27 protein-coding genes are annotated in these 25,501 nt (G+C 58.9%); 14 read left to right on the top strand and 13 right to left on the bottom strand.

Going from position 1 to position 25,501, the window contains the following annotated elements:
- Position 1 precedes the first annotated feature (1 nt).
- From QO002_RS13845 to QO002_RS13835, 3 genes are read left to right on the top strand one after another with little or no spacing between them, the layout of a single operon-like run.
- Positions 2-691: a D-lyxose/D-mannose family sugar isomerase gene (locus QO002_RS13845; RefSeq protein WP_307230596.1), complete on the top strand. Its 690-nt coding sequence runs from the start codon at positions 2-4 to the stop codon at positions 689-691.
- A gap of 19 nt (positions 692-710) precedes the next feature.
- A complete protein-coding gene (locus tag QO002_RS13840; protein ID WP_307230594.1) occupies positions 711-1,472 on the top strand; it encodes a sugar phosphate isomerase/epimerase family protein in 762 nt (253 codons plus the stop codon).
- A 15-nt stretch (positions 1,473-1,487) separates the two neighbouring features.
- A complete protein-coding gene (locus QO002_RS13835; RefSeq protein ID WP_307230592.1) occupies positions 1,488-2,621 on the top strand; it encodes a Gfo/Idh/MocA family protein in 1,134 nt (377 codons plus the stop codon).
- Between the two features lie 183 nt (positions 2,622-2,804).
- Here the strand turns inward: QO002_RS13835 and QO002_RS13830 are convergent, their stop codons facing one another.
- Positions 2,805-4,676 (bottom strand): calcium-binding protein, encoded by a 1,872-nt coding sequence (locus QO002_RS13830; protein WP_307230590.1) that lies wholly within the window; start codon positions 4,674-4,676, stop codon positions 2,805-2,807.
- A 161-nt stretch (positions 4,677-4,837) separates the two neighbouring features.
- On the opposite strand from QO002_RS13830, the gene mgrA reads away from it, so the two are divergent.
- The gene (gene mgrA / locus QO002_RS13825; protein ID WP_307230588.1) at positions 4,838-5,869 is read left to right on the top strand and encodes an L-glyceraldehyde 3-phosphate reductase; all 1,032 of its coding nucleotides are present in this window, start codon (positions 4,838-4,840) and stop codon (positions 5,867-5,869) included.
- 202 nt (positions 5,870-6,071) lie between these two features.
- Here the strand turns inward: mgrA and QO002_RS13820 are convergent, their stop codons facing one another.
- The gene (locus tag QO002_RS13820) at positions 6,072-6,197 is read right to left on the bottom strand and encodes a hypothetical protein (RefSeq protein ID WP_307230586.1); all 126 of its coding nucleotides are present in this window, start codon (positions 6,195-6,197) and stop codon (positions 6,072-6,074) included.
- Between the two features lie 479 nt (positions 6,198-6,676).
- Between QO002_RS13820 and QO002_RS13815 the strand changes: the two genes are divergently transcribed.
- Positions 6,677-7,783, top strand: coding sequence for a TRAP transporter substrate-binding protein (locus tag QO002_RS13815; protein WP_307230584.1), 1,107 nt, complete (start codon positions 6,677-6,679; stop codon positions 7,781-7,783).
- Between the two features lie 104 nt (positions 7,784-7,887).
- Here the strand turns inward: QO002_RS13815 and QO002_RS13810 are convergent, their stop codons facing one another.
- Together QO002_RS13810 and QO002_RS13805 are read right to left on the bottom strand one after the other, a co-directional pair.
- Positions 7,888-9,660, bottom strand: a complete 1,773-nt coding sequence (locus QO002_RS13810) for a TRAP transporter large permease (RefSeq protein ID WP_307230582.1) — start codon at positions 9,658-9,660, stop codon at positions 7,888-7,890.
- Positions 9,657-10,232: a TRAP transporter small permease subunit gene (locus tag QO002_RS13805; RefSeq protein ID WP_307230580.1), complete on the bottom strand. Its 576-nt coding sequence runs from the start codon at positions 10,230-10,232 to the stop codon at positions 9,657-9,659. Before QO002_RS13805 ends, QO002_RS13810 begins: the two co-directional genes overlap by 4 nt.
- 333 nt (positions 10,233-10,565) lie before the next feature.
- Here QO002_RS13805 and QO002_RS13800 point away from each other — a divergent pair, with 333 nt between their 5' ends.
- Entirely contained in the window at positions 10,566-12,185 is a 1,620-nt protein-coding gene (locus QO002_RS13800; RefSeq protein ID WP_307230578.1) for a glycoside hydrolase family 43 protein, read from the top strand.
- Between the two features lie 141 nt (positions 12,186-12,326).
- Complete coding sequence (locus tag QO002_RS13795) at positions 12,327-12,689, top strand: RcnB family protein (protein WP_307230576.1); 363 nt, start codon at positions 12,327-12,329, stop codon at positions 12,687-12,689.
- Between the two features lie 6 nt (positions 12,690-12,695).
- Here the strand turns inward: QO002_RS13795 and QO002_RS13790 are convergent, their stop codons facing one another.
- Positions 12,696-14,612: an O-linked N-acetylglucosamine transferase, SPINDLY family protein gene (locus tag QO002_RS13790; RefSeq protein ID WP_307230574.1), complete on the bottom strand. Its 1,917-nt coding sequence runs from the start codon at positions 14,610-14,612 to the stop codon at positions 12,696-12,698.
- A gap of 109 nt (positions 14,613-14,721) precedes the next feature.
- Positions 14,722-15,630 carry a zinc ABC transporter substrate-binding protein gene (locus QO002_RS13785; RefSeq protein WP_307233384.1) on the bottom strand — a complete coding sequence of 303 codons (909 nt, stop codon included), beginning with the start codon at positions 15,628-15,630 and terminating at the stop codon, positions 14,722-14,724.
- A gap of 199 nt (positions 15,631-15,829) precedes the next feature.
- Here QO002_RS13785 and QO002_RS13780 point away from each other — a divergent pair, with 199 nt between their 5' ends.
- The 3 genes from QO002_RS13780 to QO002_RS13770 are packed head-to-tail and all read left to right on the top strand — an operon-like array spanning position 15,830 to position 17,971.
- Positions 15,830-16,744, top strand: coding sequence for an ATP-binding cassette domain-containing protein (locus tag QO002_RS13780; protein WP_307230572.1), 915 nt, complete (start codon positions 15,830-15,832; stop codon positions 16,742-16,744).
- The gene (locus QO002_RS13775; protein WP_307230570.1) at positions 16,737-17,570 is read left to right on the top strand and encodes a metal ABC transporter permease; all 834 of its coding nucleotides are present in this window, start codon (positions 16,737-16,739) and stop codon (positions 17,568-17,570) included. The genes QO002_RS13780 and QO002_RS13775 overlap by 8 nt, the downstream gene beginning before the upstream one ends.
- The gene (locus QO002_RS13770) at positions 17,570-17,971 is read left to right on the top strand and encodes a Fur family transcriptional regulator (protein ID WP_307230568.1); all 402 of its coding nucleotides are present in this window, start codon (positions 17,570-17,572) and stop codon (positions 17,969-17,971) included. Before QO002_RS13775 ends, QO002_RS13770 begins: the two co-directional genes overlap by 1 nt.
- Positions 17,972-17,976: 5 nt before the next feature.
- Here QO002_RS13770 and QO002_RS13765 read toward each other — a convergent pair whose 3' ends face one another.
- From QO002_RS13765 to QO002_RS13750, 4 genes are all read right to left on the bottom strand, one after another.
- The gene (locus QO002_RS13765; RefSeq protein WP_307230566.1) at positions 17,977-18,732 is read right to left on the bottom strand and encodes a bestrophin-like domain; all 756 of its coding nucleotides are present in this window, start codon (positions 18,730-18,732) and stop codon (positions 17,977-17,979) included.
- 48 nt (positions 18,733-18,780) lie between these two features.
- The gene (locus QO002_RS13760; protein WP_307230564.1) at positions 18,781-19,317 is read right to left on the bottom strand and encodes a gamma carbonic anhydrase family protein; all 537 of its coding nucleotides are present in this window, start codon (positions 19,315-19,317) and stop codon (positions 18,781-18,783) included.
- 46 nt (positions 19,318-19,363) lie between these two features.
- Complete coding sequence (locus tag QO002_RS13755; protein WP_307230562.1) at positions 19,364-20,050, bottom strand: fumarylacetoacetate hydrolase family protein; 687 nt, start codon at positions 20,048-20,050, stop codon at positions 19,364-19,366.
- 66 nt (positions 20,051-20,116) lie between these two features.
- Positions 20,117-20,320 carry a hypothetical protein gene (locus QO002_RS13750; RefSeq protein ID WP_307230559.1) on the bottom strand — a complete coding sequence of 68 codons (204 nt, stop codon included), beginning with the start codon at positions 20,318-20,320 and terminating at the stop codon, positions 20,117-20,119.
- Between the two features lie 301 nt (positions 20,321-20,621).
- On the opposite strand from QO002_RS13750, the gene QO002_RS13745 reads away from it, so the two are divergent.
- From QO002_RS13745 to dusA, 3 genes are all read left to right on the top strand, one after another.
- The gene (locus QO002_RS13745) at positions 20,622-20,867 is read left to right on the top strand and encodes a hypothetical protein (protein ID WP_307230558.1); all 246 of its coding nucleotides are present in this window, start codon (positions 20,622-20,624) and stop codon (positions 20,865-20,867) included.
- 260 nt (positions 20,868-21,127) lie between these two features.
- Positions 21,128-21,370: a DUF982 domain-containing protein gene (locus QO002_RS13740; protein ID WP_307230556.1), complete on the top strand. Its 243-nt coding sequence runs from the start codon at positions 21,128-21,130 to the stop codon at positions 21,368-21,370.
- A 182-nt stretch (positions 21,371-21,552) separates the two neighbouring features.
- Positions 21,553-22,659, top strand: coding sequence for a tRNA dihydrouridine(20/20a) synthase DusA (gene dusA / locus QO002_RS13735; RefSeq protein WP_307230554.1), 1,107 nt, complete (start codon positions 21,553-21,555; stop codon positions 22,657-22,659).
- Between the two features lie 176 nt (positions 22,660-22,835).
- Here the strand turns inward: dusA and QO002_RS13730 are convergent, their stop codons facing one another.
- The 3 genes from QO002_RS13730 to QO002_RS13720 form a co-directional block, all read right to left on the bottom strand.
- Positions 22,836-23,045, bottom strand: coding sequence for a cold-shock protein (locus QO002_RS13730; RefSeq protein ID WP_307230552.1), 210 nt, complete (start codon positions 23,043-23,045; stop codon positions 22,836-22,838).
- Between the two features lie 290 nt (positions 23,046-23,335).
- Complete coding sequence (locus QO002_RS13725; protein WP_307230550.1) at positions 23,336-23,797, bottom strand: hypothetical protein; 462 nt, start codon at positions 23,795-23,797, stop codon at positions 23,336-23,338.
- Between the two features lie 640 nt (positions 23,798-24,437).
- Positions 24,438-24,899, bottom strand: a complete 462-nt coding sequence (locus QO002_RS13720; RefSeq protein ID WP_307230549.1) for a DUF3828 domain-containing protein — start codon at positions 24,897-24,899, stop codon at positions 24,438-24,440.
- Between the two features lie 285 nt (positions 24,900-25,184).
- On the opposite strand from QO002_RS13720, the gene QO002_RS13715 reads away from it, so the two are divergent.
- Complete coding sequence (locus QO002_RS13715; protein WP_307230547.1) at positions 25,185-25,433, top strand: hypothetical protein; 249 nt, start codon at positions 25,185-25,187, stop codon at positions 25,431-25,433.
- Positions 25,434-25,501 lie beyond the last annotated feature (68 nt).

Genomic DNA, 25,501 nt, shown 5'->3' with positions numbered 1-25,501 from the left:
CATGCTGCGCAGTGAAGTCAATGCGATCATCGACAAGAGCGATGCCTTCATGCGCAGCTTCGGCTTCGTGCTGCCACCCTTTGCCTATTGGGGGCCGGAGGAACTGAAGCAGCGCGCCGCAACCGATAGCCCGTCGATCCGCGATGCCCGCCTCGGCTGGGACATCACCGATTTCGGTAAGGGCCGTTTTGGCAGCTATGGCCTGGTTCTGTTCACGCTGCGCAACGGCACCTCTGGTGCGCTTTCCAGCGGCCATGGCATGATCTATGCCGAAAAGCTGATGATCACTGCAAAGGATCAGACGAACCCTCTGCATCGTCACGCAGTTAAAACCGAGGACATCATCAATCGCGGCGGCGGAATGCTGGTGCTGCAGATGTACAATTCGCTCGCCGATGGCACCGTCGACGAGGAAAGCGAGGTCGTCGTCGCAACTGACGCACGCCTGCGCAGGTTCTCTCCCGGCGGGCTCCTAAAGCTCGCGCCCGGCGAAAGCGTGACGCTGCTGCCTGGCAACTGGCATGCCTTCTGGGCCGAGGGGGCAGACGTGCTGATCGGCGAGGTTTCTACCGTCAACGACGATCTCACAGACAATTACTTCCGCGAGCCCGTCGGCCGCTTTTCGACCATTCAGGAAGATACCGCTCCCAACCACCTTCTGGTGTCGGATTACGACACCTGGGTTAGATAGAACACGAGGAGGAATACCCATGAAAGATGTCAGCTTCCAGCTTTACAGCGCCCGCAATTTCCCACCACTGGGCGATGTGCTGAAGACGGCCGGTTCGCTCGGCTACACCCAGGTAGAAGGCTACGGCGCCCTTTACGCGGCTCTCGACGACACCGCGCTCGCCGCGCTGAAATCTGACATGGATGCAGCCGGCGTCACCATGCCATCCGCCCATTTCGGTCTCGATCTGCTGGAAAGTGATCCGGAGCGCGCAATTGCCATCGCCAAGACGCTCGGTATCCGCGCGATCTATTGCCCCTACCTGATGCCCGATCAGCGTCCAACCGATGCCGCCGGTTGGCGTGCCTTCGGCGAACGCTTGCAGAAGGCCGGCGAGCCCTTCCGCAAGGCGGGCCTCGATTTTGGCTGGCACAACCATGACTTCGAGTTCATCGCCTTGGCCGACGGCTCGGTTCCGCAGGATCACATCTTTGCCGGTGGTCCCGATCTCTCGTGGGAGGCCGATATCGCCTGGATCATCCGCGGCGGTGCTGATCCCTTCGCCTGGATCGAGAAATACGGCAAGCGCATCACCGCCGTTCACGTCAAGGACATCGCCGCTGCCGGCGAAAACAAGGATCAGGACGGCTGGGCCGACGTCGGCCATGGCACCGTCGACTGGAAGAAGCTTTTCGAGGCGCTCTCCAAGACTTCAGCGAAATACTATGTCGTCGAGCACGACAATCCGAAGGATTACAAGGCGACGGCCGAGCGCTCGATCGCTTCGATCAAGACCTATTGATAGAAAGATATGTCCATGACACGAGAACTTGGCGTCGGCATCATCGGATGCGGCAATATCTCAACCACCTATTTCAAGCTTTCGCCGCTGTTCAAGGGCATCAAGGTCGTTGCCTGCGCGGATATCAATCCTGCCGCCGCCGAGGTTCGCGCCTCCGAATACGGCGTTACGGCCCAGAGCATCGAACAGCTGCTTGCCAATCCTGAAGTCGACATTGTCGTCAACCTCACCATTCCAGATGCGCATTTTCCGGTTTCGAAGATGATCCTCGAGGCTGGCAAGCACGTCTATTCGGAAAAGCCGCTGGTGCTGTCGCTCGAGCAGGGTGAGCAACTGCGCGGCATTGCCACGGCCAGCAACCTGAAGGTCGGCTGCGCGCCGGATACCTTCCTCGGCGGCGCCCACCAACTGGCGCGTGACTACGTCGACCAGGGCAAGATCGGCCGCGTCACGTCCGGCACCTGCCACGTCATGAGCCCCGGTATGGAGATGTGGCATCCGAACCCGGACTTCTTCTTCCTGCCCGGTGGTGGTCCGATCCTGGATCTCGGCCCCTATTACATCGCCAACCTGATCAACCTGATCGGCCCGGTGAAGCGTGTTGCGGCGCTCACCTCCATGGCCAGCCCCACCCGCACTATCACCAGCGAGCCGCGCAAAGGTGAGGTCATTCCGGTAAAGACCCCGACCAACATTCACGCGCTGCTCGAATTCCAGAACGGGGCGACGATCACGCTGTCCGCAAGCTGGGATGTCTGGTCGCACCGCCACGCCAACATGGAACTCTACGGCACCGAGGGCTCGTTGTTCGTACCCGATCCGAACTTCTTTGGCGGTACGGTTTCGGCCAGTGGTCGCGACAAGGATATCCAGCCGCTCGAAATGTGGGACCATCCCTTCGCTGTTCCGAACCAGGAGCATTCGCAGGGGCCCATGGCGAACTACCGCACGGCTGGCCTCGCCGACATGGCGATCGCCATCCTTGAAGGCCGCGATGCCCGTTGCTCGCTGGAACGCGCGCTGCACGGCGTCGACGTCATGGTCTCGATCCTGCAGTCGGGTGAAACCGGCCAGTTCGTCGAGCTGACGACGACCTGCACCCAGCCGGCGGCGCTTGGCATCGAGGAAGCCAAAGCGCTTCTGCGGTAAGGTTCGGATGATCGATAGAACTGAACAGCATGCCCCTGCGTCATCCTCGGCCTCGAGCCGAGGATCCATCAGCCTCTCGTCGAATGGAGAGGCTGATGGATGGTCGGGTCGAGCCCGACCATGACGGAAGAGAGTCTACGAACCTATCCGTAGGCGGATTTATGAGGTGGTTATGTACAAATCTCAGACGACAAACATTCCGTCCGTCAGGCCGAGACTGGATGAAATCGATACGCTCTGATGGAGCGTGACAATTCCATCCGCATTGCTGTCGCCATGGAAAAGCGCCATCATACTGGCTCCGCTCTGGCTCGTGAGCTTGTAGTAGAAGTGGCCGGCGTCATCCGCCTTGCCGCTGAATGCTTCAAAGGACATAGCACCGAAGGCCGATAGATCAAACCGATCCGTGCTTGTGGCATCGTTTGCGATGATAACCGTCAGTCCGATATCCGGATTTTCGCGTGCCGTCAGCACGATCCCGTCGGATCCCGAACCCGTCGTGAAACGCAGCGTCAGATCATCGTCGCTGAGCGAGAGGCGGTAGGCATCATTGCCGCCGCTGCCCTCGAAGGTAACGCCATCGGTGTTTGCTGGCAGTTTCGCATCATCGATTTTCAGCGTGTGCGTCAAGCCCGATTTCAGGTTTGTATAGGTGTCGATATTCTTCGTCAGGTTTTTCAACGAAATCCCGGTTTTGATCCTGCCGCCGTCGCTGTCCAGAACGCGGTCGCCGCTGTTGTCGACCATATAGGTGTCGTAACCCTTGCCGCCGTCCATGACATCGGCACCCTTGCCACCATCTATGACGTCATTGCCCGATCCGGCCGAAACATGATCGTTGCCATCGCCAAGATCGATCGTGTCCTTTCCCTTGCCGGACGTGACCCAGTCATTGCCGCCGCCGGTTTTGACCGTGTTGTTGCCATCGCCCGCGATCACAAGATCGTTGGTGTTTGTCTCGTTGCGCCAGGTCTTGGAATCGAGCGCCGCATAGTCTGCGATACCGGCCGTGAACGTATCGTTGCCCGAGCCACCGACCTGCACGAAATGGAGTTTTTCGCCTCCAGCATACTTGTCGGAAAGAACCTTCATATAGCTGGAAATCTGCGCTTCGAGCGTCTGCTTGCGCGCCTCGGTGATGCTGTCCGTGGTCTTGTTCTTGTTGTCGAGTTCGCTTGCCAGGATGATTTTATCGCGCGCGGCGATCTTCTCGTAGACGCTCGTTGCCCCGCCGGTGCGGTCGAACAGGAAGTCCATGGCCTTGAGCACGATTGCCGCATCCTTCCGGTCCTCCTGTGCCAGGATGCCGATCTTGTTGGATTCCGACTCGCGCCGGTTCTGCAGGCCGCGTGAGGCATAGTTGGCGTGATTGAAGCGTACTTCATACCAGAAATGCGCGTGATTATCGGTCGCGATCGCCTTGGCGATGCCGGGTCCGATCAGCGAGGGTGCGTTGTAGTAGAGGGATAGAAGAACAAGCCGCTCCTCGGATTGTGCAGGTGGTGAAACATTGTATTTCGCCAGTGCCATGATCATCCCCTTTTCCACGGAGGGAAACAGCCCCGAATACCCCTTGAGCTTGGCTTCGAGCAGCCGGTTCGCCTGGGCATCCGTCAGCCACAGGGATTGCAGCGCCTTCTTCCCCGCGGTCGTGCCTGCCTTGCCCTGTGATTTGTTGATCAGCGCGACGTCTTCCGCTGTCGTCGGTGTCTTGTCCGCCTTCCACGCCTGCATGATATCGAGACCGCTTTCCTGCAGCTTGGAGAGCTTGCCGTCCACCTTCCCGGTGAGCGCCAACCGGAATGCCTTGTCGATTTCGGTCAGGCTCGTGGCCTTGAGGTTCAGCCCGTAACCGACCGTCGGGATCTGCCTGCTGTCGTCGTGAATACCACCCGCAATGGAGGGGGCCGTCTTGCCGATGAGACCGGCATTTTCCCATTGTTTGAGAAATGCCGCGGTCTTCGAAAAGAAATCCTCCTTGTCGATTTTTGTCAGGCCGGTCAGAGCCATATTCACCTTTCTGAAGAAATAGCCGCGGTGAATCCGGGTGGTCATCTTTCATTGATCTCTTCAGTCCAGAAGGTCGCAAAATCTCCTTAACAATCAGCGTCTATTGCGCTGGGTAATCGCAGGCTGCCCCTTGTTTCGACCAAGCGGGGCATGCCATACCGTCTGCGAGTTCAAACGATTGAACACAGTGGGAAGAGGTATCCGACATGAGCTGGCAACCGGCTGAAAACCGCTATGAAAAGATGAAATATAATCGTGTCCGCAAGTCCGGCCTGAAGCTTCCGGCCGTTTCGCTCGGCCTGTGGCACAATTTCGGCCACGACACACCGCATGACCGCAAGCTCGACATGTGCCGCACCGCTTTCGATCTCGGCATCACCCATTTCGACCTAGCCAACAATTACGGCCCGCCTCCGGGGTCTGCCGAAACCGCTTTCGGCGAAATCTTGCGCACGGAATTTTCCGGTCTGCGCGATGAGCTGATCATCTCCTCCAAGGCCGGCTACGACATGTGGCCGGGTCCTTATGGCGAATGGGGCAGCCGCAAGTACATGATCGCCTCCTGCGACCAGAGCCTGAAGCGCATGGGTCTCGATTATGTCGACATCTTCTATTCACACCGCTTCGATCCGGATACGCCGCTCGAAGAAACCTGCGCTGCGCTCGATCATATCGTCCGCTCGGGCCGGGCGCTTTACGTCGGCATCTCGTCCTACAATTCGCAGCGCACCCGCGAGGCGGCCGCGATCCTGAAGTCGCTCGGCACGCCACTCCTCATCCATCAGCCAAGCTATTCCATGCTCAATCGCTGGGTTGAAGACGATGGCCTGAAGGATACGCTGGAAGATCTCGGTGTCGGCTCGATCGTGTTTTCGCCACTAGCCCAGGGCATGCTGACGACCAAGTACCTCAAGGGTATCCCGGAAGACAGCCGTGCGGCGCAGAACCACTTCCTCAAGAAGGACTTCATCCGCCCGTCGATCATCGAAAACATCGTCAAGCTGAACGGCATTGCCGAAAAGCGCGGTCAGACGCTGGCGCAAATGGCGATCGCCTGGACGCTGCGCGGCGGTCGCATCACCTCGGCACTGATCGGTGCCAGCCGCTCATCGCAGATCATCGACTGCGTCAAGGCATTGGAAAACGACGCGTTTACCGATGCTGAACTGGCGGAAATCGACGTTTATGCCAGGGAAGCCGATATCAATCTCTGGACCAAGTCGGCCGAACTCGAATAGGAATTCTACTTCTGCAGAAACAAACGCCCGGGGCAGAGCTCCGGGCGTTTTTGTTGTGTCACAAGTAAACCTCCACCACGGTGGAAAACCGGATTTCTACAAAGTAGCTGCGAGACCTCCCACTTGAAGCATTGGCGTGGTCAAGACTTCGCTCGAGGAGCGATGAACAATCGCTTTCGCACGCGACCTGGGACTACAAGTATCACGTTGTATTTGACGTGTTCGAACAGCTCGCGCGAAATATCGAAGAGGTATTGAGTAGCTTGGCGGCGGCGGCAGGAACCGTCAATGCCGCGAGTGCGACACCAATGAGCAGCAGGCGTTTCATGAAGCAATTCTCCGAGGTGCTTTCGATGCGTAGATCACGCGAGCCGGCCATTCAATCCGAGAAATCTCGCGTCTGTCGCCGGCCGTGACTGAGGAAAAAATTGCCTCATTTCAACGATGCTGAGAAACGCCTGACGCGCAAGTCTTTCCATTACATCTATCTAAAGTAGCAATCCTAGAGGTAGAGCTTGCGCAATGGCTTGAGGTCGTCCTGGAAGACCATCTTCGTAAGCCCCTGCAAACATTGAATTCGCATCTTAGACAAAAGTCGAAGATAGTGGATTTCCCCGTGACTAGACAGGCGGGGTCGAGCGTGTAATCTGGCGCGCGGAGCCACGATGAACGGGGTGCGTCACAGGGTTGCGAAGACGTTTAATCTGCATCCCGGCGAAGGGAGCCAAGGGCTCCGCAAAGGGTACCCGCGGGGAGGAGCAGTCTCGAATGGCGAGGCTGTCCGCAAAAAAACGGAGAGGAGAACACATGGATCGTCGTTTATTCATCAAGCGTGCAGGTCTCGGTGGCATCGGTGCCGCAGCCGCGACGACGCTTGCAGCGCCTGCCATCGCGCAGACCGCCCCGAAGATCAACTGGCGGCTTGCGTCGTCGTTTCCGAAATCGCTGGATACTATCTACGGCGGTGCGGAGGTGCTGTCGAAATACGTATCTGAAGCGACCGATGGCAATTTCCAGATTCAGGTCTTTGCCGCCGGCGAAATCGTACCCGGTCTTCAGGCTGCCGATGCCGCAGCTGCGGGTACAGTCGAAGCCTGCCACACGGTTTCCTATTATTACTGGGGTAAGGATCCGGTCTGGGCGCTTGGCGCCGCCGTTCCTTTCGCACTCAATGCCCGCGGCCACAATGCATGGCAGTACCATGGCGGCGGCATTGAGATGTTCAATGAGTTTCTGGCAACGCAGGGCCTCGTCGGCTATCCTGGCGGCAACACCGGCGTTCAGATGGGCGGCTGGTTCCGCAAGGAAATCAAGACCGTTGCCGACATGCAGGGTCTGAAGATGCGGATCGGCGGTTTTGCCGGCAAGGTCGTGGAAAAGCTCGGCGTCGTGCCGCAGCAGATTGCCGGCGGTGACATCTATCCGGCTCTTGAAAAGGGCACGATCGACGCTGCCGAATGGGTTGGTCCCTACGACGACGAGAAGCTCGGCTTCTACAAGGTCGCGCCGTACTACTACTATCCCGGCTGGTGGGAAGGTGGCCCGACGGTGCATGCGATGTTCAACAAGGCGGCTTTCGACGGCCTGCCGAAGAATTACCAGTCGCTGCTGCGCACAGCCTGCCAGGCAACCGACGCCAACATGCTGCAGAAGTACGACTACCTGAACCCTTCGGCAATCAAGCGTCTCGTCGGCGCCGGTGCCAAGCTCAGCCCGTTCAGCCCGGAAATCCTGTCCGCCTGCTTCGACAAGGCCAACGAGGTCTATGCGGAGATGGAAGCCACGAACCCGACCTTCAAGAAGATCTGGGAATCGATCAAGGCCTTCCGCGGCGAATACTACCTCAACGCCCAGATCGCCGAATACAACTACGATACCTTCATGATGATCCAGCAGCGGGGCGGAAAGCTCTAAGCAAGAACGATCTTTCAAACGAGAAACCCCGGAGCGCCGCTCCGGGGTTTTTCTATTGGTGATGTCTGAAAAGCAGGGCCGGCGCCAAACCGGCCCTTTTGCTATTAGTTGAACGACGGTGGCGCGCTGAGGTCGTTTGCTGGCTTCTGCTGCTCGGGCTTAGCTGCTCCGCCATTTGGATCCGCGGGCTGCTGGCCGGGGGCATCGAGTGGGCTGCCGCCGGGGAGTTGGAGCCCCCCTGGTAGTCCCAGAGCGCCGCCACCGCCGAAGCCCGGAACCTCGATCTTGATTGTGGCGGGATCGACGACCGCCGCGTCGCCCTTGTAGTGCATGACCATCTGCGGAAACATGATGGTCAGACCGACCATGACGACCTGGATGCAGACGAAAGGCACGGCGCCCCAGTAAATCTGCCCCGTCGTTACCGGCTGGGTCATCTTGCCTGTTACCCTGTCGAGATAGGGAACCTTGGCGGCAACGGAGCGCAGATAGAAGAGCGCGAATCCGAAGGGCGGATGCATGAAGCTCGTCTGCATGTTGATGCCAAGCAGGACACCGAACCAGATAAGGTCGATCCCCAGCTTGTCGGCCGCCGGCGCCAAAAGCGGCACGATGATGAAGGCCAGCTCGAAGAAATCGAGGAAGAAAGCCAGGAAGAAGACGAGCAGGTTGACGGTGATGAGGAAGCCCGTCTCGCCGCCGGGCATGGCAACCAGCAGGTGCTCGACCCAGATATGACCGTTGACGCCGTAGAAGGTCAGCGAAAACACGCGGGCACCGATCAGGATGAACAGCACGAAAGCTGACAGCCGGGTTGTTGCTGCCAGCGCCGAGCGCATGACTTCCATCGAAAGCCGGCCTTTGGCGGCCGCCATCACCAGCGCGCCGACTGCGCCCATCGCGCCGCCTTCCGTCGGCGTGGCAATGCCGAGGAAGATGGTGCCGAGCACGAGGAAGATCAGTGCCAGCGGCGGGATCAGCACGATTATGACCTGCTGGGCGAGCCGCGACATGGCGTTGATCTTCAGGCCACGGTCAGCAAGTGCCACGACGTAGATGAAGGCAACGCCGACGGTGGCACCGAGAATGTCGGCGTTTTCGCCATGAGTCGGCGACAGATAGACATGGGCGGCGTAAGCGATGACCGCTGCAACGACGAGCGCGATGAAAAGAGACGTTACGCCTGAGCCGAGTGTTCTGGCCTCAAGCGGCAGGGCCGGCATCGAATCGCGCCGGACGAAGGTCATGATCAGGATGTAGAGCATGTAGAGCCCGGTCAGAACCAGGCCTGGAATAAGCGCGCCGGCATACATGTCGCCGACGGAGCGGCCGAGCTGGTCGGCAAGCACGATCAGCACCAGCGACGGCGGGATGATCTGGGCAAGGGTGCCGGAGGCGGCGATGACGCCTGAAGCGACCCTTCTGTCATAGCCATAGCGCAGCATGATCGGCAGCGAGATCAGGCCCATTGCAATGACCGACGCGGCGACGACACCGGTGGTTGCTGCAAGCAGGGCGCCGACGAAAATCACCGCATAGGCGAGGCCGCCGCGGATCGGTCCGAAAAGCTGGCCGATCGTATCGAGCAGATCTTCCGCCATGCCGGATTTTTCCAGCACGATCCCCATGAAAGTAAAGAAGGGGATGGCAAGCAGAGTGTCGTTCGACATCACCCCCCATATCCGGTCCGGCAGCGCGTTGAGCAACGGCCAGGAAAGATTGATCGAATCGGAGAGCGGCGCTAGTTCCACGCCGATGATGAAGAACAGCAGGCCGTTGGCCGCGAGCGAGAACGCAACCGGGTAGCCTAGAAGCAGGAACACGATCAGCGACAGGAACATGATCGGCGCCAGATTTTCAGCGATGAATTCGATCATGGGCGTGCCTCCGGCGTCACGACATCGTCGAGAGGTGCATGGGTCGGTATATAGGGGGCCGGATCGTCCATATTGCCGCTCATGATCGCGATCTTCTTGATGATCTCTGATACGCCTTGGAGCCCCAGCAGGATGAAGCCTGCGAGCAGGATGGCACGGGCTGGCCAGATGATAAGACCGCCGGCGCTCGACGACATTTCGCCCGAAACGTAGGCCATCCTGGTATAGGGAATGAAGTAATAGATCATCAAAAGCACGAAGGGCATCAGGAAGAGGATATGACCGAGAAGGTCGATCCAATGCTGCGTGCGGCGAGAGAACTTCGCGTAGACGACGTCGATGCGGATATGCTCGTTCTGGCTGAGCGTATAGGCGGCAGCGCCCATGAAGGCAGCGCCGAACAGATACCATTGTGCCTCGAGCCAGGCGTTCGACGACATATTGAAGGTTTTCCGGATGATAGCATTGCCGGCGCTGACCAGTACGGCCACGAGGATCAGCCAGGAGACTGATTTGCCGATGATTTCAGTAATTCGATCGATGAGTCTGCTGATCCCGAGCAGTGCGGTCATGTGTTTTCCTCCCCGCCAAGCTGTTTTCTTTTTTTGCCAAGCACGCCAACAGTGCCGATTTCAAGCCTTGTTTCAAGTCTGTCGGGGGATTTTCGGGTAAGATCCGTCCGCGTCATACCAAAGTCGCATACGCACATGCTGATATTGCGCAAATGTTAGGCAGAAGCTGTGGGAAACCTTGAATACGCAAGCGGTACCTCGCCTTTGGATACTGCGTTTTTTCACAAACGGGGCAAGGATTCGCTGGCAGTTCTGACGTCATCGCAAGGTCGGGGTTGAAACTGCGCCGAGTTTGAGGCTGGATGCCCACACCATTTCTGAGGTACGAACATCATGCGCGCCACGATCCATAATCCCATCCTGCCCGGCTTCAATCCGGACCCATCCATCTGCAGGGTCGGCGATGATTATTACATCGCCACCTCCACCTTCGAGTGGTATCCCGGTGTACAGATCCATCACTCGCGCGATCTCGTGAACTGGACGCTGGTGCGCCGGCCGCTAGAGAGGGCGAGCCAGCTCGATATGCGGGGAAACCCGGATAGCTGCGGTGTCTGGGCCCCGTGCCTGTCCTATGCGGATGGCTTGTTTTGGCTTGTCTATACCGACGTCAAGCGCTTCGATGGCAACTTCAAGGATGCCCATAATTACATCGTGACCTCGCCGACGATCGACGGCGAATGGTCCGAGCCGATCTACATCAATTCCTCCGGCTTCGATCCCTCGCTGTTTCATGACGATGACGGGAAAAATTGGTTCCTCAACATGCAGTGGAACCACCGAACCGAAAGCTATGGCGGCGCTCCGAAGACACCCGCCTTCGACGGAATTCTCATGCAGGAATGGAATCCGGTCTCGAAGTCGCTCATCGGCCCCGTCCGCAATATCTTCGCCGGCAGCGAGCAGGGACTGGTCGAGGGGCCGCATCTCTTCAAGCGAAACGGCTGGTACTACCTGACAACCGCCGAGGGCGGCACTGGCTATGATCATGTTGTCACCATGGCGAGGTCGCGCTCGATCGAGGGGCCTTACGAGATGCACCCGCAGGTCCACCTCATCACCTCGAAAGATCACCCGGATGTCCCGCTTCAGCGCGCCGGACATGGCCAGTACATCGAAACGCCGGACGGGCAATTCTACCACACCCACCTGACCGGTCGTCCGCTAGCGCCGCATCGCCGGTGCACGCTCGGCCGCGAAACGGCCCTTCAGAAATGCGTCTGGCAGGACGATGGCTGGCTGTATCTTGAGCATGGAGGTGTCGTGCCGGCTGTGGAGGTGCCTGCACCCGCCGATGTCGCTGAGATCAAAAAGCCCTCGAAGGTGGAAACCGATTTCGACAGCGTTGAGCTGCCTTTCGAATTCCAATGGCTGCGCACGCCTGTTCCTGAGCGCCTGTTCTCCCTTGCGACGCGCCCCGGTTATCTCAGGCTTTTTGGCCGTGAAAGCATCGGCAGCTGGTTCGAGCAGTCGCTGGTTGCGCGCCGACAGGAACACCATGCTTTTCGGGCAGAAACCGTCGTCGATTTCGAACCCGACACCTACCAGCAGGTCGCCGGATTGACCCACTATTACAATCGCCACAAGTTTCATGCCGTTTGCGTCACGTTGCATGAAAAACTCGGTCGGGTTGTAACAATCTTTTCCTGCAATGGAGATTTCCCCCACGGTCGCCTTAGCTTTCCGGTGCAGAGCGGTGAGTCTGTCCCCGTTGGCCGTGTTCATCTCGCCATGGAAATCCGCGAAAACGACTTGCAGTTCTTCTGGCATGCAGATGGTTACCGCGTCTGGCGGCCGCTTGGTCCTGTGCTGGATGCGGGCGTCGTCTCCGACGAAGGCGGGCGCGGCGAGCATGGGTCGTTTACCGGCGCCTTTGCCGGTATGTTTGCCTTCGATACATCCGGCCGGGGGAAAGAGGCAGATTTTGATCGCTTCTCCTACGAGGTCTTGTAAAGACTGCAATATCCTTTACTGATTTATGAGTTAAATCTTATAAGTATTGGATATAATTACAGATATTTAATGGTATCCTTCAGTTTCTATTCATCTTTCGACCACTAGTTTCGGGGTGTCAAACACGAAAGGACACCCCCGATGAAACGTCTGTTCATTGCTCTGGTCGCAAGCTCTTTCCTCGTTGCGCCTACGGCTTTCGCACAGCCTGCGTCGGCCTCGTTCGAGGTTACTCAGGCCAAGGAGCGGCATGTCGAGCGCAACGTCTACAAGCACGGGAACACCAGGATCATCGAAAAGAAGGTCGTGGTGAAAAAAAACCGCTGGGCGCGCGGCCATCGCCTCTCGCCGGCCGAACGCCGCCGCATCCAAGAGGTCAATGACTATCGTCGCTACAGGCTGCACCAGCCGCCGCGCGGCCAACAGTGGGTGCGGGTGGATAACGACTTCCTGCTGATCAGCGTCGCCACCGGCGTCATTGCCGGAATCGTTGTCACCAACTAAGCTCAATCAACGAAAAGACGATGTGCGCGCCGGCAAAGCGGGCACATCGAAATGCTCGGGCGGCAAGCGATTTCGCCCTCGCGCGGCCATCGCCTCATAGGCAGTTTCCAGATGCCGGCAGAAGCGCTCAGCATCGAAGAGCGGTGCCAAGAAGCGGTTGTTGGCTATCGTCTGCTTCAGAAGGGCGCGTTCCTCTGCTGAACCCGAGAGCCGCACGGCGAGTTCCACAAACCCATCCCGACCATCGGCAACCAGTTCCGGCACGCCAAGTGCCATCAGAAGACTTTCCGATACACGTGAGGCAAAATTGCTACCGCGTTTGGTCACGACCGGCAGCCCGGCCCAGAGTTGGTCCGACGTCGTGGTGTGGCCGTTATAGGGAAAGGTGTCGAGCCCAAGATCGGCTGCCTGCAGCCGGGCGATATGGCTCGCATAGTCGGTTTTCGGCGTAAAGATGATCTGCTCGGCAGAAACGCCGCGTTTTTCCATCGCCTTCAGGAAATTGCTTCGGGCAAGCTCGCCATCGATCATCGCCCACAACACCGTTTGCGGTGCGGAAACAAGGATTGTGGCCCAGCAGTCGAGAACGGGCAGGGTGATCTTGCGGGCCGTGTTGAAGGCCGCCAGCACCACCTTGTCTTCCGGCAAGCCGAGTTCCGCCCGTGATTTGGCCGCAGGCAACGTGCGGTGGACGGGGTCGTTCGGCTGGTAGCTCTCCGGTAGTCGGCAGAATTTCTCGTGATAGTGGGGCTTTGATGTATCGGGCAGCACGATATGGTCGCCGATGGCATAATCGCAATCGATCTCGGCGCCGCTACCGGGAAAGCCGAGCCAGGCAACCTGAATTGGCGCCACCATGCGATTGAGGATCGCCGAGCGCGAGCCCCCGGTGTGGCCCTTGAGATCGACCAGGATGTCGATGCCATCGCGGCGGATGGCGTCCGCTGCTTCGGCGTCACTCATTTTCCTGATCGCTACAATACGGCCCCAGTTCTTGCGGTTGCCGCCGTCGAAATCGACGAAGCGTTCCGGCGTGTAGCAATAAAGCGTGATGTCGAAGCGGTCGGGATCGTGGGCGGTCAACACGCTCTGGAAGAGGCGCATCGTGGCGTGGTCGTCCCAGAGATCATTCGAGAGATAGCCGATGCGGATCTTGTCAGTCCATCGATGGGGCCGCATGCGTCGCTGCCGGGCGAGGCTGGCAATATCCGTGCCCGATGTCGCGGGGTTGTTGGTCGCGAGCCGGTTCAGGCGTTCGTCGGCGCAGTGCAGGAGATTGGAATAGCCGGTCTCCCCCTGCAGCAATGCCGCGCCTGCCTCTATGGCGCGCGGCAGGAATGTCCGTTCGATCGCCTCGATTGCCTCGAAGTCGCAGAAATTGCGAGCGACCGAAAGATATTTGAACTGGGCGTAGGGGTCGTCCGGGTCGAGCGCCGCGAGTTTTGAAAACAGGGTCAGCTGGATTGGGCTGCGCTCGTCGTCGGTTACGAGCTTCGCGGCCAGTTCGACATGTTCCCGTCGGTCACTTCCGGCAAGGCGGGGGGCCTGTGTCGAGGCGAGGGCGGTATCTCCGGTGCGCAGGAAGGAGCGCGTCAGGATGAAGGCAAGGTCGGCATCCTCGGGCGTGGCGTCCTGAAGCCTTATGCCGATCAGCTGGGCGGCCTCATCGTTGCCGGCCTGGAAATGGGCTTCCGCAGCCAGCTTCAGAAGAGAGCCCGGATCGCCCTCGCAGAGGTGCGCCGCCTGCTCGAAGGCGTCGGCCGCTTCCGCCGGAAGTCCGAGCTTCTGGAGTGTCGAGCCTAAAAGGGCGAGCAACGCGGACGATCGTTCGCCGTCGAGCGCTCCGCTCAGGATTGTCAGGGCCTCCATATAGTCGGCGCGCTCGAAGGCTGCCGTTGCCGCCGCAAAGCCTTGAATGGTCATGTCTCGTGCTCCTGCCGGCGCCCCTCCGGTTCAGGTCGCCCACATGCAATCTGCCCCGCCTTGCTTGCGCGAAGCAGGGCAGCCGATCGTCAGTCCAGTCTGGTTGGGATCATTTGCGGTCACCGAGGCATGACGCCAGAGAGGAGCCGATGTTTTCCATCATCTGGAAATAGAGATCGGGTCCCGCTTCCAGCGTTCCGGCCTCAGGGTCGAGCGTGCCGGATTTCGCCTGTGTGCCTTCGATCACCACGTTGATCAATTTCGGCTCGAACTGTGGTTCGGCGAAAACGCATGTCGCGCCGAGCGTGGCGATCTTGTCGTGGATATCAGACAGGCGTTCGGCACCGGGTAGGGTTTCGGGACTGACGGTAATCGAGCCGGCAACCTTTACGCCATAGCGGTGTTCGAAATATTGGTAGGCGTCGTGAAAGACGATGAAGGGCTTGTCCTTGATCGGGGCGATCTGCGCGCCGAGGCTCTTGTTGAGCGCATCGAGACGCATATTCAGCGTATCGAGATTGACCTTGTAGCGGGCAGCGTTGTGGGGATCTGCGGTGGCCAGCGTCGTTTCGATTTCGGCCGCCATCGCTTTTGCATTGGCCGGATCGAGCCAAAGATGCATGTCGAACTCGCCTTCCTCGTGATGGTGATGATCACCTTCGGCTTCCTCGTCGCCATCATCATGGGCTTCGAAGGCGCCGCCCTCCCGGAACTTCAGCTTTTCCAGGCCAGGCGCTTCATCCAGTTCGACGATCTTGGCGTCGCCGCCCAGCGATTCGAGTGGTTTTTCCAGAAAGGCTTCCAGGCCATGACCAACCCAGAAGACGATATCAGCGGATTCGAGTGCGGCAGCGTTGGACGGCTTCATGCTGTAGGTGTGGGGCGAGGCCGCACCTTCGACGATCAGCGATGGTTCGTCGACGCCCTGCATGATCGAGGCAACCAGCGAATGGACCGGCTTGATCGAGACGACTACCTTGGGTGGTTCCGCAAGGGCCGTCGTGGCGGAAAGCAGCATAGCCGATGCGAAAAGTGCAGGTGCGATAAGCAGTCTTGGGGATGCCGGACGGGAAAAAACGGGGAGAATACGGGACGAGGGGGAGTTCTGGGACATAGGCGGTTCCTGTCTTGTAAATCAACGTAATGTTATTACATCAATTGCGTTATGCTATAACGTGTGGCATAGCGACTGGCAACACCAACGCCGGAATTTTTCCATGTTGAATATTCATCCTTCCGAGACCGCGCCATTGGTGACGCTGACCAATGCCGGCGTACGCCGCAATGGCCGATGGCTGGTGCGTGGCGTCGAGTTTTCGATCAACAGGGGTGAGATCGTTACGCTGATCGGCCCGAACGGCTCGGGAAAATCGACTACAGCCAAGACCGCGATCGGCGTGTTGAAACCCGATGAAGGCCAGGTGTCGCGCCTTGCCGGCCTCAAGGTGGGGTATGTTCCGCAGAAGCTTTCGATCGACTGGACCCTGCCGCTTACCGTCGAGCGCCTGATGACGTTGACAGGCTCCCTGTCGCGTACCGAAATCGATACCGCTCTCCATTCAACCGGCATTGCCCATCTCGCCCGCGCGGAAGTGCAGCATCTATCGGGCGGGGAGTTCCAAAGAGCTTTGCTTGCCCGTGCGATTGCCCGCAAACCTGATCTCCTTGTTCTCGATGAGCCTGTTCAGGGGGTCGATTTCTCTGGCGAAATTGCGCTCTATGATCTGATCAAGCAAATCCGCAATCGCACCGGCTGCGGCATTCTTCTGATCTCCCATGACCTGCATGTGGTCATGGCGGAAACCGATATCGTCGTCTGCCTCAATGGTCATGTCTGCTGCCGGGGCACGCCGCAGGATGTCAGCCGCAGCCCGGAATACAGAAAGCTCTTCGGCGACCGTGCCGCCCAGACACTCGCGGTCTACAGCCATCATCACGATCATACGCATTTGCCCGACGGCCGCGTCCAGCACGCCGATGGCACTGTGACGGAGCATTGCCACCCGGATGACGGACACCACCACCACACCGAAGGCGAGGAGGTTGATGCGCACTCCCATGAGCCGGATTGCGGTTGCGGCCATCATAGCCGCCTGAGCGGCTACGAGCATAAGGAAAGCGGTCGTGTTTGACGATTTCTTCACCCGCGCGCTGATTGCCGGTATCGGCCTGGCGATTACCGTCGGGCCGCTTGGCTGCTTCGTCATCTGGCGGCGCATGGCCTATTTCGGGGATACGATGGCCCATTCGGCACTTCTCGGTGTCGCGCTGTCGCTGCTCTTCGATCTCAACCTGATGCTCTCGGTCTTTATCGTTGCGGCTGCCGTGTCGCTGCTGCTTCTGCTCTTGCAGCGACGTGGAGCGCTTTCGACAGATGCGCTTCTGGGTATCCTTTCTCATTCCGCCCTGTCGATCGGCCTTGTCATGGTCGCGTTCATGACCTGGGTGCGCATCGATCTCGTTGGCTTTCTGTTCGGCGATATTCTTGCTGTCTCCGAAGCCGATATCGATCTCGTCTGGGGTGGCGGTATCCTCGTGCTGTTTGCCATCGTCTATCTGTGGCGGCCGCTGCTGGCGTCCACCGTCAATGCCGAGCTTGCGGAGGCTGAAGGGTTGCAACCGGAGCGGGCGAAACTCTACTTCATGCTGCTGATGGCACTGGTGATCGCCATCGCCATGAAGATCGTCGGCATCCTGCTCATCACCTCGCTGCTCATCATTCCGGCGGCCACCGCCCGGCGTTTTGCCACGTCGCCCGAGATCATGGCGGTTCTCGCCTCTGTGATCGGCGCTCTTGCTGTCACCGGCGGGCTTTTCGGCTCGCTGCATTTCGATACGCCGTCCGGGCCGTCGATCGTGGTCGCAGCGCTCGGGCTCTTCGTCCTGAGCCTCATCCCCTTCCGGCGGGGCCGCACGACGGAAACCGCCATTCATTCCACGCATGGAGGACATCACTGATGGCCGACCACCAACTGACACGCAACCAGTCGCTCGTTTTCGATGCGTTGACCCATGCCGAGGCCCCGCTCAGCGCCTATACCATCCTCGACAAGCTTCGTGACGACGGTTTTCGTGCGCCGCTGCAGGTCTACCGCGCCCTGGAGAAGCTGCTGGAATTCGGCCTGGTGCACCGGCTGGAAAGTATCAACGCCTTTGTTGCCTGCGCTCATCCCCATGATCACGACCACAATCACGGTGTGACGGCTTTCACGATCTGCGAGGATTGCGGTAACGTTACCGAAATCTGCGATGACGGGATCGAAGAGCGCCTGTCCTTCCTGACGGCGCGCCAGCAGTTCAAGACCGAAAAGACGACGATCGAGATTCGTGGTCATTGCCAGACATGCTGTGCGGCCTGAACTCATCAGGAACCTTGCAGTTCTTGCATGACCCGCTGCAACGGGGCGTCGGAAATCTGGATGATCCCCGTGAACGGTATATCCATATCCAAAACCAGATAGAGCGATGCCGAGATCAGCAGTGCGGAGATGATGAGCGTGCTGACCACCACCATGTTGTGCGGTGCACGATAGCCGAAGCTGGCAAAGATCACGGTCAGCCATGCGACGAGCATTGTAATCAGCGGCCTGGGTATCACGCCCTCCGATTGCTCGATGATCTTCCACCGTTGCTCCACAATCTGGAAATACTGCTGGCGAATTTCGGCAAGAATACCGGTTTGAGGCGCGGTCAATGGTGTGATGGCCTCAATAGCGGCCCCGAGGCTGCGCAGCGCATTTTCCGCAGTCTTGTCGTTACGCGCGGTGTCTTCTGAGCGGGCAGGGCGAATAATCGCAGCAGTGACATAATCGCTCAGATGGCTACGCGCATCGCGTCCCACATATCCGACATCGCGCAATGTACGGTCCAGAAGAATAAGGCTGGTCGCATAGGCGTGCACATTGCTGTCGATACTCTCATAGGTGTTTTTCGACGAATTGATCAGCAGGCCGAAAACGAGCGAAGTCATGACGACGAAGATATTCGCAACGAGCCGCACGACATTGTTGGTTTCATCGCTGCGATGGCGGCTGGCGAGGCGCGGCGAATATTTCAGCGACAGGAGCGATGCTGCCGCGAGAAGAACGAATACGCCGGCTGCCGTCAGGAGTTCAGCCATCTCGAACCTCTCGCTGGTTATCCATCGTTATGCTGGTTTTTGGCAGGTTTATTCACGGTCAAGGATTTCGAGACTGACCGAAAAACGCTGCCAGTTGCGAACATAGTTTTCGGCAGACTTCTTCAGGCCTTCTACTGCTGCATCGTCGAGCAGGCGGATGGCTTTTGCCGGCGCACCGACGATGAGGGAGTTGTCCGGGAACACCTTACCTTCCGTTACCAGCGCATTGGCGCCTATGAGGCAGTTGTTGCCGATGACAGCGCCGTTCAGCACGGTGGCGCCCATGCCAACCAGCGTGTTGCTGCCGATGGTGCAACCGTGCACGATGGCGCGATGACCGATAGTACAGCCTTCCCCGATCGTTACCGGAAAACCGGGGTCAACGTGCACCACCGCACCTTCCTGAATATTGCTGCGCGCACCAACCGTGATCGGCTCGTTATCGCCCCGCAGCACGGCACCGAACCAGATGCCGACGTCCTCACCCAGGATTACGTCTCCAATGACATGTGCATCCGGTGCCAGCCAATAGCCGCCCTTTTGCGGAGTTTCGGGGCGTTTCGGGCCGAGGGCATAAAGAGGCATGGAAAATTCCGTTTCTGTCTGGTCCTTGCCGGGACGCTGTCGAATTTTACGCGACGGTGAGAGAGAGCGTCGAGACGCCATCCACGCCGCAATTTATCCGGTCGCCGCGGTGAATGGCGCCGACGCCGGCGGGCGTTCCCGTCAGGATCACGTCGCCCGCGGCGAGTTCGAACAGCCGTGAGAGTTCGGCAATCACCTCCGGAACCTTCCAGATCATCTGGTTGAGGTCGCCCTCCTGCTTGATCACGCCGTTGACGTTCAGCCAGATGCGGCCGTTTTCGGGATGTCCGATGCGTTCGACGGGGAAGAGCGGGGAAATAGGAGCGGAATGTTCGAAGGCCTTGGCCGCAGCCCAGGGACGCCCGGCCGCCTTGGCCTCCGCCTGCAGGTCGCGCCGGGTAAAGTCGATCGCCACACCGTAGCCATAGACGCACTCAACGGCATCCTCGATCGCGATGTCGCTTCCACCGGCCTTCAGGGCAACGGCCAGTTCCACCTCGTAGTGCACGTCGGAGGAGAGCGGGGGATAGGGGAAAATATCGCTATTGAACAGGAGGTTTTCAGGGTTCTTCTGGAAGAAGAAGGGCGGCTCGCGGGCAGGGTCGTGTCCCATCTCGACCGCATGGGCGGCATAGTTGCGACCGACACAATAGACACGGCGAACCGGAAAGAGGTCTGCCGTTTCAGCGACGGGCAGGAGGGTAGGGCGGGGAAGGGCGAAAATCGTAGACATGCGAATCCTGACAGACTGTGGCGACGCTTCAGATTAGCACCGCGCGGTCGGTCGGGTAAAAAAACTTCAGCTGCAGATATAGGCTTGCAGTTGATCGCGTGTCAGGAGCCTGCTGCCCGGACGTGAATTTTGGTCAGGGTGCGTATATTCGAGGCTCGGTACGTCTGGCAGCTCGAGAGCCTGCCGCACAGTCATGATACCAACGTCGCGCCGCACACTGCCACGCTTCAGGCTTACCTCGACAATGCGGTTCATATTGTCCGCGTGCATTGTTTCTCTCCCTGTTGTCTTCTTATGCTCGCAGTAGCGCCTGCGAAATTGTTTTTTATGAGGCGTCTGGTTTGAGAGGATGCCACAGTTGCTGCGATTGAAACAGTCCTTTCAAATCGCTTCGCTGTAACAATATCAGTCAATTGCGACAGCTGCGTGAATCTGATTTTTGAACCAACCGAGATCGCCTCCCGGCGACGCATTTCATGAGGTAAATAGCCGATAGATCAGGGTTTCTACGCGAATCGCGTGGAACATTTGCGTCCGCTGTCTGTTTCTTCAACTCAGAAAGGAGACGGTTATGGCGAATGTACGAAACATCCGTACCGGGTTTACCGGGGAACTTGCCGACAAGGACAGCGTGGCTCACAGGGCAAAGGAAGCTGCAAGCTACGTCCGAAACGAAGCGAATGCCGTGGCACGCGGCGTGCAGGGCCATCCCTCCGCAACGGGCACCGCGGTGCTGCTGGTCGGGGCGGCTGCTTTTCTGGCGGGCTATCTGATGGGCTCTTCATCTGCGCCGCCGCCGCGTACCCGTTTCTGGTAATATTGCGACGCACCCAGTCGGGTCTTGTAAATTTTGCGCTGCAACATTATAATATGAATCGTCGTGAGTATCACTCCTCCTCCCAGATGCTCGCGATGTTATCGATGGCTATCCTCCTCCCAGCCGTCGGTCCTTCTTGAAAGCCTGCCGCACCTCCTCCCGCGGCAGGCTTTTTCATTTGTATGTCACCCTCTGCCCATCGGGAACGAAATCGGCTATCATGCGTTTGCGTGCTGGCGGAATATTCGGAGGAGGTATTGATGCCGCATACGAAATGGGAAAATCCTGTAGAGGTGGGCTCGGAAAAAATCGGTCTTATGACCGTGCAAGGCCCATTCGACGCGTTGATATGCCTGATGGATACGTGGCCCGACCTGCGTGGTCCCCAGTATGTCGCAGCCCGTAGCCTTTGCCGCGCAGCCATTGATGGGCGGCGTTCTGCGGAAGAGGCGCGCGAAGTCTTCATCTCCGCTGCGCAGGAAGCAAACCTGGCGGCGCACTGAAGGCCTGGTATGGCGACCGACGCGCCTGGATCATTGCCTTTGCATTGCATTGGCGATGCCGGTCTTGAATTATTTGACGCGGCGAGTGCGAAGCCCGCCGTGGAATGGCGTCTTTCGACCGTTGTCTCGCTTTTTCGGGCATTCGGCTGTATAGGGCAGGCACGAAACCGAAGACCGAGCCTATGCAGCCCCAGAAAGAGCAATCTCCGACATCCATATCGCGCCGCTATTTTCAGCGCCCGGTCTTTGCCGTGGCGCCGATGATCGACTGGACCGATACGCACTACAGACGGCTTGCGCGGCTGCTGTCGGGGCATGCGCTGCTCTATACCGAGATGATTGTTGCCGATGCGATTCTTCGCGGTGATCGCCAACGGTTGCTGGGACATGATGCGGCCGAGCAGCCAGTGGCGTTGCAGCTGGGGGGCAATGACCCGGCCAAGATGGCGGAGGCGGCGCGGATTGGCGAAGCCTTTGGCTATGCCGAGATCAATATGAATGTCGGCTGTCCGTCCGACCGGGTTCAGTCCGGCACGTTTGGCGCCTGCCTGATGCGCGAACCGGCGCTGGTTGCCGAATGCGTGGCGGCGATGAAGGCGGCGGTGTCGATCCCCGTTACGGTCAAATGCCGGATCGGCGTCGATGACCAGGATCCGGAGATTGCCTTGCGCGATCTTGTGGCGCGGGTTGTCGACGCGGGAACGGATGCCGTCTGGGTTCATGCGCGAAAGGCCTGGCTGCAAGGGCTGTCGCCGAAAGAGAACCGTGACATCCCGCCGCTCGACTACGCGATCGTGCATCGGTTGAAGGGGGAAAACGAGAATCTTTTCATTGGCATCAATGGCGGTCTTCAAAGTTTGAATCAGGCCGTTGAGGAAATGAATCACGATATACCCCTCGATGGTGTCATGCTTGGACGTGGCGCTTATCATGATAGTGCCATGCTGACGGCCGTGGATGGATATTTTCCGCATCCGGTGACGGGGGCTTTGCCGGCTCTGCATTCGCCCGAAGACTTCAATGCGCAAGGGCAGCGGGTTTCGCCGGAGTTCTGGCTCGGCGTGCGGGATGCGATGATGGCGCATGCGGCGGAACATATCGCCGGGGGCGGGCGGCTCAATCATGTCACCCGGCACATGGTGGGGCTGTTCCAGGGTTGGCCGGGCGCGCGGCGCTACCGGCAGATCCTGTCGACCGAGGCGACGCGGGCCGGGGCCGGACCTGAGGTCATCGAGGCTGCATTCGACACGCTGCTGTCAGCGGCGGGACACGCGCAGGCGGCTGAGTGAAAAGCCGACCAACAGTTTAACGCAAAAACGGCGCCCGAAGGCGCCGTTTTCGTATCCGATGTCAAATCAGGCTTAAAGCGCGTCGCGATCTTTCATATTCGCTCCTGGTGCTTTAAGTGTCTGTTTCTACGCATGTCGTTGTCGCAAAACCGCTGCGCACTTTTGCGCGACATGCTTTAGGCCTGGATGTTGACGGCCTTCGGGCCCTTGCCCATGCGATCCGGCTCGGTGTCGAAGGTGACCTGCTGGCCGTCCTTCAGGGTCTGCAGGCCAGCGGCCTGAACAGCGGAGATGTGGACGAAAACGTCCTTGGCGCCGCCGTCCGGCGTGATGAAACCAAAACCCTTGTCCTGGTTGAAGAATTTTACGATGCCCTTGGTGGCCATGGGAGAAGTCCTTTTTTCCCTAAAACGATTGTCCTCACCCCTCGGAGGGTGGAGACATTTTTTCTTTCCGATTGCCGGAGCGAAAGGAAAGCCAGTCGAGAAGTCACGATAACGGGGAAAGAACGTCTACAGCGCCGTCTTCAAACGACACGCCCGGATTGCGCCGGGACCATACAGCCAGTCCAGTCTCCGGGATTGAAAACGCCCGAACGGTCAAATAGTTGGCAGTTTTCTTTTCAAAAGGCAAGAGACCAAATCCAGAAAATAGACGTTGCATCTGTCATAACCCTTTAGTTTTCAGGGGCTTGCTGTTTCATATGGGTCTTCGTACCGGTTTTGGACGTCCCGCAACTATACAGGGCCCGTCGCCACAGGCGGGCCTCGCGATAAAGCCCATGTGTACGCGGCAGGCTTGCCGCGATGATTTCTACGGCTGCCTGGGCGAGCGGGCTCAAACCCGCCGTTTCCGCTCCATGGCGCGGGAAGCAGCCCGGGCAGAGCCAAAGCGCCCATTGACGGACAAGATCGCGCAGGGTGGCGTAGAGCGCCAACTGTTCCTTGTCGAGCAGATGCAGGCACCAGGGGGCATCCTTTGCGAGAGATATAGAGGCATTTTCGCCTTTGCCGGCATTCGCGGCGGGCGCAGACGAGAAGGGGCAGAGCCAGCATCTCGGCCGTGCGCCGTTGAATGACGCTATCGAGTTGATGTGGAATGCGGCTGAAATCCTCGGCCATGACGGTGTTCCTGACATGCGTTTCCGATCCCGCCGGGTGCGGGGGGTGGCTTGTAATTCGGACGGGGCACTGGAAAGAGCCTCTGATGTGTTTGGTAGTGTGGCTCTCGCCAGCGCCCCGTTCAGCGGTTTATGCCTGCAACCTGGTTCCCTCTGCTTCCCTTCCCTGAAGAAGGGCGTTGTGTGCCGCACAGGCACGCCCGGAGCGAGAACCGGAACCGGCTCGACACCGGCCCCGCCGTCTCCGGAAGGGGAACATTTTCTGCGGACCCCGAAGGGAAGGGTTTGCGTCCATCCCAACCACCCGGCGCCGGTCCCGCCTCGCCCCCACGCCTGGTGGCCTATCCTCTGGCGGAACGAGGCCAGTATGGGGCAGGGGATCTGGGCGGGGATTTTGGGGGATGACTTTTTGATGGGGCTTTGGGGGGCTTCCGTCAAGGACCAGGGAGAATGGCATTCTCCCTCTTCTCCCCAACGGGGAGAAGGTAGCGCGCAGCGCCGGATGGGGGGCGGCTGGCTCAGCAGAATTTGAGGCGAAGCCCCCTCATCTGCCCTTCGGGCATCTTCTCCCCGTTGGGGAGAAGAGGGAAGCTGCGGCGACATTCGCTGCCGGCCGTGTACTTCAAGCTAGCATGACAACCGAGGCCCGTTGCCGCCCTTAGCGTGCCGCTTCAAACAGCGCGACAAGGCTCCACGGATATTCGCCCTGCTGGTTGGCGATATCATCGACCTTCCAGCCGCCATGCTCGTAAACCAGCGTGTAATAAAGCGTCACCGGCTCGAAATTGGTGAAGGTCACTTCGACCTCAGCCGTCCTGTCGATTATAACAGGCTGGCCGACTTCGACATCTGTCGCCTCGCCATCCTGTCCGGCGATGACCGGATCGAAATCGATGGCGCCGACCTCGCCGTCCGGCGTGTTGTTCCAGTCGTTCTCGAATCGCTGGTTCAGGGCATCGGAGAAAAAGTTCGTGTAGGTCGTGGCGGCATTGGGGTCCTCATCCAGATCTTCGCCGCTGTAGAGCGCCTGCAGCAGGGCCTGCGGTGTCTTGTAGGGGCCGGCGGCGAGGCTTGGGGTGGCGATGAGCGAGGTGAGGAGGACGAGGAGGGTGAGGCGCATGGCTGAACTCGGCGGGTTTCGGGTGGGGCGAGCCTAGAGGATGTCTGGTTCAGATTGAACCAGACATCCTCCAGATTCTTTTGTTTCCGTTTGTCTTTTCGGGAAAACCGGTTCCCACTTTTCTCTGACAAACTCTAACCGAGCGGGGCTGGCATGACTATGTGGCGGGTGGCGATCTCGATCGCTCATTTTAGGGCGTATCGACGGCCGAGCGCTTGCCGTTGCAGGAGCCATGCGTCAGTCTTCGTTCGCAAGGTCGTGCGCCATGCTCAACAGGGAATATCCATGCTCGCTGCCCTCATCTTTCTCGCCGCCACCCTTTCCGCAGACGAAATGGCCGGTGTCACCACTCCAACGGAGGAATTGAAGAGGCTGGCAATGGAGGCCGGGGACGAGTGCCGCGGTTACCCCTCCGATGCTCGAACACTCGCCGGTTGCGCGGCACGGGATGTATATCAGGATATTCTGGAGAGCCGCGATATTTGTAACGAAGGGCCGTTTATCGAGGAGGACAATTGGGTGGGGTGTCGGTGAGGGGCTCAGTAACAATCCTCCGAAGGAATATTTGTTTGCCGTCGCCTAATTCCGGCGCCGATTCTTAG

Origin of the sequence: Pararhizobium capsulatum DSM 1112, from assembly GCF_030814475.1 — a bacterium.
Taxonomy (GTDB): Bacteria; Pseudomonadota; Alphaproteobacteria; order Rhizobiales; family Rhizobiaceae; genus Pararhizobium; species Pararhizobium capsulatum.
This window is presented reverse-complemented; position numbering and strand designations above follow the sequence as displayed.

Bases quoted from the DNA above. Each gene is read 5' to 3' on its own strand.
- QO002_RS13845 (WP_307230596.1), top strand. From the start codon at position 2: ATGCTGCGCAGTGAAGTCAATGCGATCATCGACAAGAGCGATGCCTTC.
- QO002_RS13840 (WP_307230594.1), top strand. From the start codon at position 711: ATGAAAGATGTCAGCTTCCAGCTTTACAGCGCCCGCAATTTCCCACCA.
- QO002_RS13835 (WP_307230592.1), top strand. From the start codon at position 1,488: ATGACACGAGAACTTGGCGTCGGCATCATCGGATGCGGCAATATCTCA.
- QO002_RS13830 (WP_307230590.1), bottom strand. From the start codon at position 4,676: ATGACCACCCGGATTCACCGCGGCTATTTCTTCAGAAAGGTGAATATG.
- mgrA (WP_307230588.1), top strand. From the start codon at position 4,838: ATGAGCTGGCAACCGGCTGAAAACCGCTATGAAAAGATGAAATATAAT.
- QO002_RS13820 (WP_307230586.1), bottom strand. From the start codon at position 6,197: ATGAAACGCCTGCTGCTCATTGGTGTCGCACTCGCGGCATTGACGGTT.
- QO002_RS13815 (WP_307230584.1), top strand. From the start codon at position 6,677: ATGGATCGTCGTTTATTCATCAAGCGTGCAGGTCTCGGTGGCATCGGT.
- QO002_RS13810 (WP_307230582.1), bottom strand. From the start codon at position 9,660: ATGATCGAATTCATCGCTGAAAATCTGGCGCCGATCATGTTCCTGTCG.
- QO002_RS13805 (WP_307230580.1), bottom strand. From the start codon at position 10,232: ATGACCGCACTGCTCGGGATCAGCAGACTCATCGATCGAATTACTGAA.
- QO002_RS13800 (WP_307230578.1), top strand. From the start codon at position 10,566: ATGCGCGCCACGATCCATAATCCCATCCTGCCCGGCTTCAATCCGGAC.
- QO002_RS13795 (WP_307230576.1), top strand. From the start codon at position 12,327: ATGAAACGTCTGTTCATTGCTCTGGTCGCAAGCTCTTTCCTCGTTGCG.
- QO002_RS13790 (WP_307230574.1), bottom strand. From the start codon at position 14,612: ATGACCATTCAAGGCTTTGCGGCGGCAACGGCAGCCTTCGAGCGCGCC.
- QO002_RS13785 (WP_307233384.1), bottom strand. From the start codon at position 15,630: ATGCTGCTTTCCGCCACGACGGCCCTTGCGGAACCACCCAAGGTAGTC.
- QO002_RS13780 (WP_307230572.1), top strand. From the start codon at position 15,830: ATGTTGAATATTCATCCTTCCGAGACCGCGCCATTGGTGACGCTGACC.
- QO002_RS13770 (WP_307230568.1), top strand. From the start codon at position 17,570: ATGGCCGACCACCAACTGACACGCAACCAGTCGCTCGTTTTCGATGCG.
- QO002_RS13765 (WP_307230566.1), bottom strand. From the start codon at position 18,732: ATGGCTGAACTCCTGACGGCAGCCGGCGTATTCGTTCTTCTCGCGGCA.
- QO002_RS13760 (WP_307230564.1), bottom strand. From the start codon at position 19,317: ATGCCTCTTTATGCCCTCGGCCCGAAACGCCCCGAAACTCCGCAAAAG.
- QO002_RS13755 (WP_307230562.1), bottom strand. From the start codon at position 20,050: ATGTCTACGATTTTCGCCCTTCCCCGCCCTACCCTCCTGCCCGTCGCT.
- QO002_RS13750 (WP_307230559.1), bottom strand. From the start codon at position 20,320: ATGCACGCGGACAATATGAACCGCATTGTCGAGGTAAGCCTGAAGCGT.
- QO002_RS13745 (WP_307230558.1), top strand. From the start codon at position 20,622: ATGGCGAATGTACGAAACATCCGTACCGGGTTTACCGGGGAACTTGCC.
- QO002_RS13740 (WP_307230556.1), top strand. From the start codon at position 21,128: ATGCCGCATACGAAATGGGAAAATCCTGTAGAGGTGGGCTCGGAAAAA.
- dusA (WP_307230554.1), top strand. From the start codon at position 21,553: ATGCAGCCCCAGAAAGAGCAATCTCCGACATCCATATCGCGCCGCTAT.
- QO002_RS13730 (WP_307230552.1), bottom strand. From the start codon at position 23,045: ATGGCCACCAAGGGCATCGTAAAATTCTTCAACCAGGACAAGGGTTTT.
- QO002_RS13725 (WP_307230550.1), bottom strand. From the start codon at position 23,797: ATGTCAGGAACACCGTCATGGCCGAGGATTTCAGCCGCATTCCACATC.
- QO002_RS13720 (WP_307230549.1), bottom strand. From the start codon at position 24,899: ATGCGCCTCACCCTCCTCGTCCTCCTCACCTCGCTCATCGCCACCCCA.
- QO002_RS13715 (WP_307230547.1), top strand. From the start codon at position 25,185: ATGCTCGCTGCCCTCATCTTTCTCGCCGCCACCCTTTCCGCAGACGAA.